Here is a 12,509-nt window from a genome sequence, read left to right as displayed (position 1 = left end):
AGTTTATGCTGATTGCGCTCAAACCCACCCAGCAGACCATCGACATCGTTGCTGCACTGAAGGGCCGTTGGCACGGCTCCTACGCGATGTGCGTCTGCCCCGCGCACGCAGACAGAACCCCTTCCCTTTCTGTCAGGCAGGGCGAGCGGGGTATTCTGGTTCATTGTTTCGCGGGCTGCCGCAGCGACGATGTCCTGCGCGAAATCGGTCGGACCAAACCGATCCTGAACTCCCCTCCCCCGAGTTACCGTCCTGCAGGAACTGCGCCCAATGTCAGAAGGATCTGGGATCAGGGCACAGAAATCCGGGGGACCCTCGGCGAAGTCTACCTTCGATCGCGGCGACTGCCTTTCGACCTCCCCGACCTACGCTTTCATCCAAGGTGCCCGTTCGGCCACAAGCCCAAAACCATCTTCCGGCCCGCGGTGCTGGTCGCAGTCAGAACTGGGCACCAAATGACGGCTATCCAGCGGATCAGGCTCACGAACGACGGAACATGGCATGAGGGCAAGTTTATGCTCGGAAAGCCCGGACAGGGTGCTTGGGCACCACGGTTCGAAGGCAACGTGCTCGCCATTGCTGAGGGCATGGAGGATGCAGCAAGCTATACACTGATCAGGGAAATCCCGTGCTGGGCAGCGCTAGGAAATGAGCGCCTCGCGCTTATCGGAGTGCCGACCTACGTTACAAAGTTGTACATAGCTGAAGACAATGACGGACCGGGACGAACAGCGGCCATGGCAGCTGTCGACGCTCACGGCATGCCGAGGCGGTGCATCAATAGGGATGCGCCGCCGAGCGAATACCACGACTGGGCAGATGTGGAGAGAAAGCTGGTCAACCTATGGGATTGAAAGAAAGCCATAAAGCACGCCGCCTGCGCAGTCGACTTTTCTCGCTTTGATTAAGCTCGTCGGACTTCTCAGTCATTCACGGCGGATGAGCAGCGAAAACAGAATGGCGAAGTTTGCGAACTGTCCGAAACAACCGCTTTCAGATGTACAAATTGAATAGCAGACATTCGGACGCGTCGGTGTCAGTCGGCTTTGGCCGAACTCTGCCGTACAGCGCAAAGCTCTTAATAATCAGCTGCTGACCGTCCGCTTCCAAATTTCTTTTGCGGCTCATCAATCTGGTTTTGCAGAATCTCGAGAAAGTAGACCGGTAGGACCCACCTGCTTCACGTCAGCAACCGGCGGGGGGATATTTCCACTCGCCACTGCTGGCGAGGCCATGCTGCCGGCGCGATTTCATCTCCTCGATATCGTCGATCTCGAAGAATGAAATAGTTGCCTGCGGCTGTCCATGGGTGTGGAAGACCTGCCGCCTGTATGGGCCACCCTTCGGCATGTGCGCGTTGCTTCCTCCATAGGCACCGTTATTGGCGACCAGCACAAGCTGAAACATATGGTAATGCAGGGCCTGAGCCATCTGGTCAAAAGTCCCGACATCGCGATTGAGTGCGGGGATAGCGAACACATCCGATATATCGCGCAAGTCGCTGGCAAGCTTCAGGTCTGTAGCGTCGTAGCAGACTGAGCCGGTTAGCCACAACGGGTCCTTTGCCACGTCAGGTGACCACTCATATCCCACGAGCCACTGGCATGGTCGAAACCCGATGATCTGTTCAGTGGGGACATTGAACGGCTGCTCGACTGGCGAGAGGTGCTGTTTGCCTTGCCTGCGGATGATCGTTTGCAGTCCCTGTCCCTCGACAATCCGTGGGATGACCCACAGCGCCGAATTGACGAGCGGCTGCCCAGGCACGACCTGTTCATATACCATCCCAGCCAGGATCGCCGTCTTAAATGCACGCGCGAATGGCACGAGATGCGTAGCGACGTCATCAGGATGTACCGACAGTTCTGGCAGAATCAGCCAGTCTAGGCGCTTGTTGTCGGGCTTATGCGTTTCTCGCAGGTCGAGCATCTTCTCAACCGCAGCGAGCGCCGTCGATAGGTGCTTGCGGTGCTTGCGACGAAGACTTGGCTCGCGCATCTCAAGGTCGCTAGCAGAAAAATCAGCCTCTTCGGGCATGATCGACTGGACAACGCACGCCCGAAGCGGTCGACCCTTCCTCCGCGTGCCTGGAATTGGGGCCGCAACCTTGATCATCAAGAGCCCAGTCGCAGATCCAATGGCCGCGTGCGCGCTGGCAACCGCCGCCTTGACATTAGCAAGGGTCGTTTCCAGCGAAAGCTCGTCTCCGTCGTCCTTGCTGTCCCGGCATCCAGGCCAGATAAGAAGCGAAAATAGAAGGTCCTGGGTAAATTGTGAGATTGGAAGCCAATCGTCACCAAACGCCTCGTGGCCATTGTAGAAGCCGTACTGACGCTGGAGCCAGTGGCCACGCGTCGGGCGATACAGTGGCTGTGCTTCCTTCCAGGACAAACGACGTACCGGGAGGCTGAAATCTACACGCGTCGTCAGAATAAAGCGAAGCAAGTAGCCCAGTTGGAATCGCCAGTTCTGGGTTTGGTCTGCCCATGCTGGTGGCGCGTAGATTGATTTATCCCACATTTCCCAAGTAAGGCGCTGATTTCGCTGTCCTGACCATTATATTTCCTATATAAAACATGGTGTTGAAGGCTGCGAGGGGCGCGTTTCATGGATCACCCAGAGGGTGCGGGCTTGCAACGGGCAGATCGGGTGGATTTCGACCCTCGCGTGCGGCTGGAATTTCGCGGCACGCAGCTCAGTTCCGACGGCGGCCTTCTGGTGATGCGCGAGCTTGATGACGCGCTCGGGTTGTCCGATTTGGCGTCAGCGGCGCTGCGCGATACTCGCTCTGGCAAGAACACGGTCCATCGGCTCGACGGCCTGTTCCGGCAATCAGTCTTTGGGCGGCTGGCCGGATACGAGGATGTCAACGACGCCAACCGTCTCGCCTGCGATCCGGTCATGCGCCAAGTTGTCGGCGGCAGAGCGGTCGATGCACAAGCGGCCTCGGCATCGCAGATGGGACGGTTCGAGACCGAGACGCTGGCTCTGGCCGGGAACCGTGCCGCGCTGGCCGACCTGAACGGGCAATGGATCGACCGGTTCCATGACCGTAACGGGCTGAAGTACATCGTTCTGGACATGGACAGCTCGGTCAGCCCGACCCATGGCGACCAGGAAGGGTCCGCCTGGAATGGCCATTTCGACTGTAGCTGCTATCACCCCAACTTTCTGTTCAACCAGTTCGGGATGCTGGAACGCTGCGCCCTGCGCCATGGCAACGTCCACAGCGCCGATGGCTGGCGTGATGTTCTCGACCCCGTCATTGCGCGCTACGCGGAGCGCGACCTTGGTGGCAGGTTCTTCCGGGCCGATGCTGCCTACGCGATCCCGGCGATCTATGAGCGATTGGAAGAAGCGCGGTTCTTCTACGCCATCCGGCTGCCCGCAAACGCGGTCCTCAAGGACAAGATCGCGCATCGGCTAACGCGCCCTGTCGGGCGGCCGTCACTGACCAAGGTCAAGCGGTTCTTCGAGGAATTCGAGTATCAGGCGGCGTCCTGGGACAAGGAACGCCGGGTGATCGCCAAGATCGAATGGCATCCGGGCGAACTGTTCCCGCGTGTCGGCTTCATCGTCACCAACCTGCCGATGGAGCCGGACTGGGTGGTGCGGTTCTACAACCAGCGCGGCACCGCCGAGCAGCACATCAAAGAGGGCAAATACGCCTTTCGCTGGACGCGGCTGTCGTGCCGGAAGTTCCGCGACAATGAGGTGCGGCTGCAACTGCACGCCCTGGCGTACAACCTGGCCACCTTCTTGCGCTGCATCGAGCTGCCCGAGGCCATGGCCGACTGGTCGTTGACCAGCCTGCAACTGAAGCTGATCAAGATCGGGGCACGTGTGGTCCGTCACGCCCGCACCATCACCTTCCAGCTGGCCGAGGTCGCTGTCACCGGCACGATGGTACGCGCCATCCTCGCCGCTATCCGCCGATTGCGAGCGCCACCGCTATGCGCATGATCGCGATCCACGCTCAAACTGAACGAAAGCGGCTGGACAGATCTGTCCGCTGCGCTGAAAAACGCCGCCCCTGGGCAAGGAAACAGCGGCTTCGCGGTCTGATCCGTCCAGATCCAGCAGTCTGCGCGACCGCAGGTGCCGCTTGCGGCAGAAAATCCTTGTCTAGCGCTCGGATACAGGCGATCTTCACCTCAAACGCCACGCCACTTGGGGAATGCAGGATGAATCGTTTTTTCCTCGCCGCCGCCGCGCCGGTGGCTATCCTCGTTGCGACCCCGGCGCTGGCGCAGTCTGCCGAAAGCCTTGCGGAGATGCATCAACAGATCGCGGAGATGAAGGCGGAGCAAGCGCGCGCCGGTGCACGCATCGCACAGCTTGAAGCGCAGCTTGCCGCTGCCCAGCCGGGCAACGCTCAGACCCCGGCGCCCGCGGCAGCGGCGCCCGTGATGCAGCAGGCATCCCGCGCTTCGAGTTCACCAGTGCTTTTCCAGACGGCGCAATACACGCCGGGTGCCGCTGCGCCCGTCAACCCGGCGGGTGGGTCCGCCCCGGGCCCATTGCCGGCTTCGGTGCCCTCAAAGCTGACCGTGAACGGTGACTTGCGCGTGCGTTACGAGTCGAATTTCGGCCGCACCGGAGTCCGCGACCGCGATCGCGGCGTGCTTCGCGCACGTCTGCGCGCGGCATATGCGGTTAATCGGTGGCTGACGATCGGCGGGCAGCTCGGGACCGGCGACAACGACGACCCCAATTCAACCGACCAGACACTCGGCAATTTCGTGGACGACCTGACCGTCAGTCTCGACCAGGCCTATATGCGTGGCACTTTTGGCGATTTGACGCTGGTTGCCGGCAAGATCCCGCAGCCATTTGTCCGCACCGAGCTGGTGTGGGACGGCGACGTCAATCCGCAAGGCGTGTCCGGGGCGTACAGGCTGCCGCTCGGCGGGGGCGCTTCGGCCAAGGCGGTCGGCATGTATTTCCTCATCGACGAGGCCACCGGCGGTGAGGACAGCCGCATGATCGGCGGCCAACTGCAGTTAGAGACGGCGGCTTCCGCGCCGGTGAAGGTTGAGCTCGCGGCAAGCTATTACGACTATCGGCTGTCGAGCCTGGCCGGTGGCGACACTGGCGATTTCCGCACCAACCGTTTCGCGGCGGGGCAGTATCTGTCCGATTTCAACCTGCTCAACCTGATCGGCGCGGTCCAGTTCAACGGGCTGGGAGAGAGCTGGCCAGTGCGGATCGTCGCCGACTATGTCCACAACTTTGGCGCGACCACCGATCAGGATAGCGGCTTCGGCGTCGATCTGCTGTTCGGACGCGGGAGCAAGGTGCATGATTGGCGGTTCGGCTATGGCTATGCGGAAACGGGTGTCGATGCCGTGCTGGCGGCATTCAGCCACGACAACACCGATCTGGCGACCAACTATCGGCAGCACACGCTGCTGGTCGACTACGTCGTGGTGCCGAACGTCATCCTGAACGCCACTTATTATCGTTATCAAGCCAAGTCGCCGCTATTTACCCCGGCGTTCAGCGCAAGCGAATGGGCCAACCGTTTGCGGCTCAACATGCTGGTAAACTTCTGACGCAATTCAGGCGCGCTCCGAAATATTGGTTGATCAGCAACGCCACTTCCGAGCGCGCCATCCAACCGCGGGACACTCGCGTCGATCGCTTGCCATCGGATGCAGGATGCCTTGCTCGTCATCCCTGGCCGCCCATGCCCAACGCGTTTGTACGCGCTAGGCAAATTCTTTTGCCTTCCGGCAGCAGAATGGCAGCGATTTGCGTTATGGTAGTCGCTTGAAACAGAGAAGATTGACGTGGATGCATCTTCAAGGTAATCTCATCTCGATAGAGAGGCAGCATAACGGGAGAGCAGCCAATGAAACTCGCGCCGATGAACCCCAAATGTGGGGTCGAGATTTCTGGCACATCGTTGAGCGATTGTAGCGATGCCGAAATGGAGGAGATCAAGCAGGCGATCTACCAACATGGCGTAGCCGTGTTCCGCGACCAGGTGCTCTCGCCGGAAGAACATATTGCCTTTGCCAAACGCTGGGGCGGGATCGACATCAACAATTATTTCCCGCTGACCGATCAATATCCCGAGATCGCAGTGGTGCGGAAGAAGGCCGACCAGCAGACCAATATCGGCGGCGCCTGGCACACCGATCATTCCTATGACCAAATCCCGGCGATGGGTTCAATCCTGGTGGCGCGCGTCTTGCCGCCCACTGGAGGCGACACCTTATTCGCGCACATGGGCGCGGCTTATGATTCCTTGCCCGGCGATCTGAAGCACGAGATCGAAGGTCTGGAGGCGTTTCACACCGCCGACCATGTATATAAGGCCGATGGGATCTATGCGCAGACCGATATGGCGTCGGAGCTGCGTGGGCATGATCTCAAGACCGGCGCAATCCACCCGGTGGTGATCCGCCACCCGCACACCGGGCGCAAGCTGCTCTATGTCAACAGCGCCTTCACGATCAATTTCATTGGCAAGACGCGCGAGGAAAGCCTGCCGCTGTTGCATCGGCTCTATGATGCGGCCGTAAGTGCCGACAACCAATGCCGGGTCGAATGGAGGCCGGGCACCGTGGCGATCTGGGACAATCGCACCACCTGGCACAATGCCTTGAACGATTATCAAGGCTATGCCCGCGAGATGCACCGCATCACGTTGAGCGGAGAAGCACTGGCGGCGTAACTATTCGCCGCTGCCTGCGCCGCCAGTGCGCACATGCGGCGCGCAGCTATAGACCAACCGCTCGTTGGGCCGGGTCGGGAGCATGGAGAGCACGCCTTGTTGCTGTGCGCCCAATTCTTGTGCAGCGTTATCGGCCCCACACATCGGCGGCGAATATTCGGCGCGCGCGTCGCGCGCTTTAGCCATGGCGGCCCGGCCGAGCGGATAACGGTCGGTCCGGAAGGTCTGCGTCTGGGGGTCGAAGACATTAACCGAAATCGCATCCTCGTCGTCCGGCACGAATACCCGGCTCCATTCGCCATTGGCATAACCATATTGTGTGCGTGTGTTGACGCAGCCATCGTCCTGCCAATCGAACTCGACATCGTCGGTCTTGGCTCCGGTCACCCGGCTGCGTTCGGGAACGAGTGTGCACAGCAAATTGCTTTCACTTGCCTGCGCCACTGACTGGCCGACCAATCCTTGCTCGCCATCCATGGCCGCCGCCACACGTTCGTCTATTTCGCTCAGGCCCGGGCGGGTCAGCCAAACGGCAATCGCGCCGAGCAGCGCTGCAGCTGATACCGCGACGGCGATCTTGAAGCGTTGGTCGGTTTCGCCCTTCTGGCGCAATTGCATGGCGTAGATACCGGATGCGCCGGCCAGCATGATCAGTACCAGCGCCAATGCAACCATACTCTCGCGCTCGTCCTGCACTGCGACCTGCGCTTCCAATTGCGCGCGGGCGCGCTTGTCGCGCAGCTCGGCCTCGCGGAGAGCAAGTCTTTCGCGAGCTTCCGCACGTTGCTGCACCACTCGGGCCCGCTCCGCCGCATCGAGATCCTCTATGCTGCGGCAGGGGAGTGAATTGACCTGGGCGTCGATCCCGTTCTCGCGCAGGAAGGGCAGCAGCTCGCGGGTCGAAACGGCGAAGTAGAACTCTGCATCGCCGGCTTCGGAATCCGCGCCAAAGCTGTTGACCCCGATCACGCGCCCACAGCCATCGAGCAGCGGCCCGCCCGAATTGCCGCGCGCAATCGGCGCGGTGTGCAGGATCGAATCGAATTGGCGACTGGGTCGTTCGCCCGACAGGAATCCTCGGCTCTTGACCGGAGGTTGAGCGCGGAAGATGTCACTGATATCCAGACCCTGCGCACGATCGACATTCATCGGATAGCCCACGGCGGAAACTTCACCCATATCGCCCGAAACGCCGCCCGAAATGGTCAGTGGTGGGAAGCGCAGGCTGCCACCGGTGATCTGGAGCAACGCCAGGTCGTTGCGCGGACTGACCGAAATTGGTTTGGCATAGGCCGCCTCGTCACCTTCTGACGGGACAATCCCGATCCGCAATGTGTCGTCATGCAGCGCCTCGCGGATGACATGGGCATTGGTGACGATCATGGTCGGAGTCACGGCAAAGCCGCTGCCATGGCTTACCGGGAAGACTTCCTGCCCGTCGGTGCCAATCAGGACCACCCGCACCACGCCGCGCGCAGCTGCATCGATATCGGCGGGGTCAGCCCTGGCGATCATCGGCAAGAGGGCCAAAACAAGTGCCATCAGGAGAGTGAGAAGACGCATCATATTCTCGCTGTTTGACGGTCAAATGTTTTGACCGCAAGCTTCGGGACGCAATCATCCGGCGGATAGGTCAATGAAGTCTCAACAGACACAGGAGCAATTCAAATGACCTATCGCATTCGCGGGCTCGACCCGCAGCAATTCACGCCCGTGTTCGCGATGGACGCGGATGGGCTCAAGCGCGCACGCGGGTCGCGTCCGTCAAGGTGGTGTAATTTCGGCTGTGGCCGTGGGCCATCGTCAGGCGGCTTTGGCGGTGATGTGTAGGGGCTGATTTTCCTCCTCGATCATGGGTTGGTTGAGTTCGGCCATGCCTTCGATCTGCATGTATCGGTGCTGGAGCTGCCACTCGTCGTTCTGCTCCATCAGCACAGCCCCGACGAGGCGGATGATGCTGTCTTCGTTCGGGAAGATTCCGACGACGTCGGCGCGGCGCTTGACCTCCTTGTTGAGCCGCTCGAGCGGATTGGTTGAGTGTAACTTCGTGCGGTGCTGGGTGGGAAAGCCGGTGTAGGCGAGCACGTCGGTTTCGGCCTCGTCCATGCAGGCGCCGAGCTTGGGCCAACGGGTGCGCAACTGGTCGGCGACCTGTCGCCAGACCTGCGTTGCGCTTTTCTGATCGGGCTGCAGGAAGACCTGGCGGATCGCGGCGGCGACGACAGTGTTCTGGCCCTTGGGCACATAGGACAGGGCATTGCGCATGAAGTGCACCCGGCAGCGCTGCCAGGTGGCGCCCATGACGCGGGTGATCGCGCCCTTGAGGCCCTCGTGAGCATCGGAGATGACCAGCTTCACGCCGGTAAGACCGCGCCGAACAAGGTCCTTCAGGAAGTCGGACCAGAAGACCTCCGCTTCCGAGGGGCCGATATGCAGGCCGACGATCTCGCGCCGGCCCTCGGTGTTGACGGCCATGGCGATTATTGCGGCAACGCTGATGATCCGCCCGCCTTCGCGTACCTTGAGATAGGTGGCATCGAGCCAGAGATACGGCCATTCGCCGGTGAGCGGGCGTTTCAGAAAGGCATGGACGCGCTCGTCAATGTCCTTGCAAAGCTTGGAGACGGTGGACTTGGAGATGCCGGTCATGCCCATGGCCTGGACGAGTTCATCGACCCGCCGGGTGCTGACCCCGCCGATCCACGCTTCCTGGATCACCGCAACCAGCGCTTTCTCGACCATCTTGCGGGGCTCAAGGAAGCCCGGAAAGTAGGACCCAGCACGCAGCTTGGGGATTTTCAGGTTCAGCGTGCCTACCCGGGTATCCAGCGAACGGTCGCGATAGCCGTTGCGCCAGGTCGCGCGCTCGCTGCTGCGTTCGTGGCGACCCGCGCCGATCAGGCCATCAACGTCGGCCTCCATGATCAGCTGCAGCACGTTCTCGGCGATGGTGCGCAAAAAATCCGGTTGGCCGCCCTTCGCAGCAAGCTCTTCGATCAGTAATCTGTCCTCGGTCATCGGGAACTCCTCTTCGTCACGGTTGAAGTGTGCAAACTCCACCATAACGATGAACCCGGTGGCCACCAGCGACGCCGCATTCCGGGGTGGGGCATGCCCCACCCCGGAATACACCATCGCCTACACCGGAAATTACACCACGAGCGCGGACGCTAACCGCACGCGCAACGCGGGTCCAGGCAGGAGAAGACGGTAAGTATCCCTGCCGCGTCAGCTTACTTGATGCCGATCCCGGAGACGAGCTGGCGCTGGTCCACTTCACCAACCACGATGTCGAAACGCCCTATCGCAATGCATTCGCGATTTTCATTCGCGAATGCGCTCAGGAAGCCGCAGAGTATATCGATTTATAGGTCTTGGCGGTCTCTGCCGATCGAATCGTGACCGCTTTCACCGCCGCATAATTACCGACGCCTTCCAGTGAAACCTGTATCGTGGAGGGCGTGACCACCGAAGGAATGTTGCCTCGCTTTGCCTCCTCGAGGAACTTCTCGGCAAAGCTCAAGACACCCAGTTCATTTCGTAGCGCGTTGATCGGCCCCTGATCATGGACATACTGCTGCAGCGACTGCATGCCCGGTCCGCTGGACCATGCAACGATACCTAGATCCTCCGCAATTCCAGGCGCGACGATGACCTCGTGCCCGACGGCCCGATATAGGTCGCGCGCAAATTCGATGTCGCGAGCGGCGATTTCACTTAACCGTCCCGGCGTGAGCGACATACGGATCAAGTCAATGGCGCGTTCCTTCGAGAGGAACGATCGGCGAGCGACTACCGCAGTTATCGCGAATTCCCGATCCGCTAGCTTTGCATGGTTACCCTGAAGGAAAGTGATCATCCGCCAATAGGTGACATTAGACCGTGGAAGCCTAGGCGGACTCGCGAGCGCGGGATCGTGCACGGTAATGAACAGAAGAGCTTGCTGCACTACATACCAAGGGGCATTGCTGGCGCCCCCTACGACGATGCGGACTGCGCATTTCAGCAGCATCTGTCGATAGCCCTGCAGGTTAACATTGTCAGGAAGGCATTCCGGATCTTCGATGAAGCCTGTCTCCGTCGCGCCCGCACGCAGTACCTCAGCGAGGCAGTAATAGACGATGCGGCGCAGCTCAAAGGCACCGATGTCGCCAGCGAGGTAAGGCTCGAACAGCTTAAGAATTTCCGACAATATCTGGGGTGATGGCCAAAGATCCAAGGCAATCCTCAAGAGGCGCACGTTGGACGGATCGGTGATCCATCGTTCGATGAGCATGAGCGCGAACGCGTGAGCATCGTCGTCCAGTTCCGCTTGGGAGAGGCGAGTGCGCCTGAAAGTCTCCTCTCCCACATCCACCGAATCCTTGAAGGGGCGGTCGTCAAGCAACGGTCGCAGCGAGCGGAAAGTCGTCCGAAATCGACCGGCTGCAAAACGCCCGATTGTCTCGTCCTTCACATCGGGTACAGCTTTCAACGCCACCGGCCTCGATGCATCTGCTGATCCATGCAAGCTAGCTTGGGACCGAACCAATGCCTCAATGGCTTGGATGACTTCTTCGCCGCCACTTGCATCGAAGCCGCCCGATATAGCGCTCTGAATTCGCTCCATCTTCCTAGATTGACGCACCAGCGGCCGTTCCTCGCCACCGAAGGACGCCGTCGCCGTTTTCTCAGGGGCGACTTCGAGCCCCGCACTATACCGGTCGAGTAGAACGCCTAGCCATTCAATGACGCGTTCCTGCGCCTCTGCTGGCGTGACGCCCGCTGCCGTCGAGATGGTGAGCCTGATGTCATCGACATACCGACAGGCGTCGCGAAGCCACACGCCTGGCACAATCTCTCGTCCGAGCGCGGAAAGGACTGCTCGATCAAAATCGAGCATCACGATGTTCGAAAAGAACCCTGCGGCGACAAGTCCCTGCGGGAGCGCGATCCTCTCAAACTGCGGTATGCCGGCCCGCTGCTTATAACGAAATACCTGTTTCCGATCTGGGTCCGACCAGCCCCAATCGAGGATGGTTTCGGCGAGATCGAAGAATGCCTCGTCATCTCCTGGCTGCTGGAGCTGTCGAATCTTGGCATGCAGCGCCTCAGGTGTGACGCGGTCATAGAATTGCTTCAAATCGGTCTGGACGATGAGTACTGACTGATCCTCATCGATAAGACTTGCTGCCACGGTCTCGGGACGGTTAAGAAATATGCGATAGTCTTGGAAGAAGGCTCGATAAAGTTTCGATGATCCCCAGCGATGGACCATTAGATCGCCAGTTACCATAGGATCGCAGAACAGCCTGTTGCCATAGGACATGACCGATCGACGCCCGGCTGCCGATCGGTAGTCACAGCGTGGATCACCTTGAATGGTTTCGACCCTTTCGCTTAGGCAGAGAAGTACTGCGGTGGCGGCGACCTGATCAGGAAGCGATACATGTGCGAGAGGGCGAATCTTTGCCCCCCCGGTCTTTTGGGGTTGCCAGCGTCCCTTGCTGTCAACGTACCAGCGCTGGCTCTTGGGCGCCGGAACAAGTTTCAGCGCGCTGGTCTCATAAGCACCCGAGCGCAGCTTTTCCGAGAGCTGGGTCAAAAATTCAGGAAGGTTCGCGGCAGCACGATCGAGCTCTAGCGTATCGGAGAACCAATTATGGTGCCGAATATAGGATGCTGACTTCTTCCACGCTTGGACGAGTACATATTCCTGAGTGACTAGGTCCAACGACGGAAATAGGCGCTGCATGTCAATCAGTCCTCAAATCGAGTACGGCCAACACCGCTGAAGGCGCGTCGGTCTCTTGGCCATCGTAGCAACCTGTCACGCCTGCGCCACGAA

The 12,509-nt window shown here is 60.0% G+C and carries 9 protein-coding genes; 5 read left to right on the top strand and 4 right to left on the bottom strand.

What is annotated here, in order from left to right; genetic code table 11:
• Window positions 1-5: 5 nt before the first annotated feature.
• Window positions 6-854, top strand: a complete 849-nt coding sequence (locus LH19_RS27005; protein ID WP_054735494.1) for a DUF7146 domain-containing protein — start codon at window positions 6-8, stop codon at window positions 852-854.
• Between the two features lie 331 nt (window positions 855-1,185).
• On the opposite strand, the gene LH19_RS27000 is transcribed toward LH19_RS27005, so the two are convergent.
• Window positions 1,186-2,520, bottom strand: coding sequence for a hypothetical protein (locus LH19_RS27000; RefSeq protein ID WP_145923697.1), 1,335 nt, complete (start codon window positions 2,518-2,520; stop codon window positions 1,186-1,188).
• Window positions 2,521-2,607: 87 nt separating this feature from the next.
• On the opposite strand from LH19_RS27000, the gene LH19_RS26995 reads away from it, so the two are divergent.
• The 3 genes from LH19_RS26995 (at window position 2,608) to LH19_RS26985 (ending at window position 6,682) form a co-directional block, all read left to right on the top strand.
• A complete protein-coding gene (locus LH19_RS26995; protein ID WP_006473457.1) occupies window positions 2,608-3,963 on the top strand; it encodes an IS1380-like element IS1247 family transposase in 1,356 nt (451 codons plus the stop codon).
• 221 nt (window positions 3,964-4,184) lie between these two features.
• Window positions 4,185-5,555 (top strand): putative porin, encoded by a 1,371-nt coding sequence (locus LH19_RS26990; protein WP_054735488.1) that lies wholly within the window; start codon window positions 4,185-4,187, stop codon window positions 5,553-5,555.
• A gap of 299 nt (window positions 5,556-5,854) precedes the next feature.
• Window positions 5,855-6,682, top strand: a complete 828-nt coding sequence (locus tag LH19_RS26985) for a TauD/TfdA dioxygenase family protein (protein WP_054735485.1) — start codon at window positions 5,855-5,857, stop codon at window positions 6,680-6,682.
• On the opposite strand, the gene LH19_RS26980 is transcribed toward LH19_RS26985, so the two are convergent.
• Entirely contained in the window at window positions 6,683-8,248 is a 1,566-nt protein-coding gene (locus LH19_RS26980) for a trypsin-like peptidase domain-containing protein (protein ID WP_054735482.1), read from the bottom strand. It lies immediately after the preceding gene.
• Between the two features lie 237 nt (window positions 8,249-8,485).
• Window positions 8,486-9,700: an IS256-like element ISSpma2 family transposase gene (locus LH19_RS26975; RefSeq protein WP_006954973.1), complete on the bottom strand. Its 1,215-nt coding sequence runs from the start codon at window positions 9,698-9,700 to the stop codon at window positions 8,486-8,488.
• An 86-nt stretch (window positions 9,701-9,786) separates the two neighbouring features.
• Between LH19_RS26975 and LH19_RS28940 the strand changes: the two genes are divergently transcribed.
• Window positions 9,787-10,053 (top strand): DUF1203 domain-containing protein, encoded by a 267-nt coding sequence (locus LH19_RS28940; RefSeq protein ID WP_145923696.1) that lies wholly within the window; start codon window positions 9,787-9,789, stop codon window positions 10,051-10,053.
• On the opposite strand, the gene LH19_RS26970 is transcribed toward LH19_RS28940, so the two are convergent.
• Window positions 10,023-12,416 carry an RNA-directed DNA polymerase gene (locus LH19_RS26970; protein WP_054735480.1) on the bottom strand — a complete coding sequence of 798 codons (2,394 nt, stop codon included), beginning with the start codon at window positions 12,414-12,416 and terminating at the stop codon, window positions 10,023-10,025. The genes LH19_RS28940 and LH19_RS26970 overlap by 31 nt on opposite strands.
• Window positions 12,417-12,509: the final 93 nt, after the last annotated feature.

The sequence above is a fragment of the Sphingopyxis macrogoltabida genome, from assembly GCF_001314325.1.
GTDB classification, from domain to species: domain Bacteria; phylum Pseudomonadota; class Alphaproteobacteria; order Sphingomonadales; family Sphingomonadaceae; genus Sphingopyxis; species Sphingopyxis macrogoltabida.
The sequence above is the reverse complement of the archived record's forward strand: the minus strand, read 5'-3'. Positions and strand labels throughout refer to the sequence as shown.

What these genes read in the sequence shown, in the direction of transcription:
- LH19_RS26980 (WP_054735482.1), bottom strand. Translation starts at nt 8,248, where the DNA reads ATGATGCGTCTTCTCACTCTCCTGATGGCACTTGTTTTGGCCCTCTTG.
- LH19_RS27005 (WP_054735494.1), top strand. Translation starts at nt 6, where the DNA reads ATGCTGATTGCGCTCAAACCCACCCAGCAGACCATCGACATCGTTGCT.
- LH19_RS26990 (WP_054735488.1), top strand. Translation starts at nt 4,185, where the DNA reads ATGAATCGTTTTTTCCTCGCCGCCGCCGCGCCGGTGGCTATCCTCGTT.
- LH19_RS26995 (WP_006473457.1), top strand. Translation starts at nt 2,608, where the DNA reads ATGGATCACCCAGAGGGTGCGGGCTTGCAACGGGCAGATCGGGTGGAT.
- LH19_RS27000 (WP_145923697.1), bottom strand. Translation starts at nt 2,520, where the DNA reads ATGTGGGATAAATCAATCTACGCGCCACCAGCATGGGCAGACCAAACC.
- LH19_RS26970 (WP_054735480.1), bottom strand. Translation starts at nt 12,416, where the DNA reads ATGCAGCGCCTATTTCCGTCGTTGGACCTAGTCACTCAGGAATATGTA.
- LH19_RS26985 (WP_054735485.1), top strand. Translation starts at nt 5,855, where the DNA reads ATGAAACTCGCGCCGATGAACCCCAAATGTGGGGTCGAGATTTCTGGC.
- LH19_RS26975 (WP_006954973.1), bottom strand. Translation starts at nt 9,700, where the DNA reads ATGACCGAGGACAGATTACTGATCGAAGAGCTTGCTGCGAAGGGCGGC.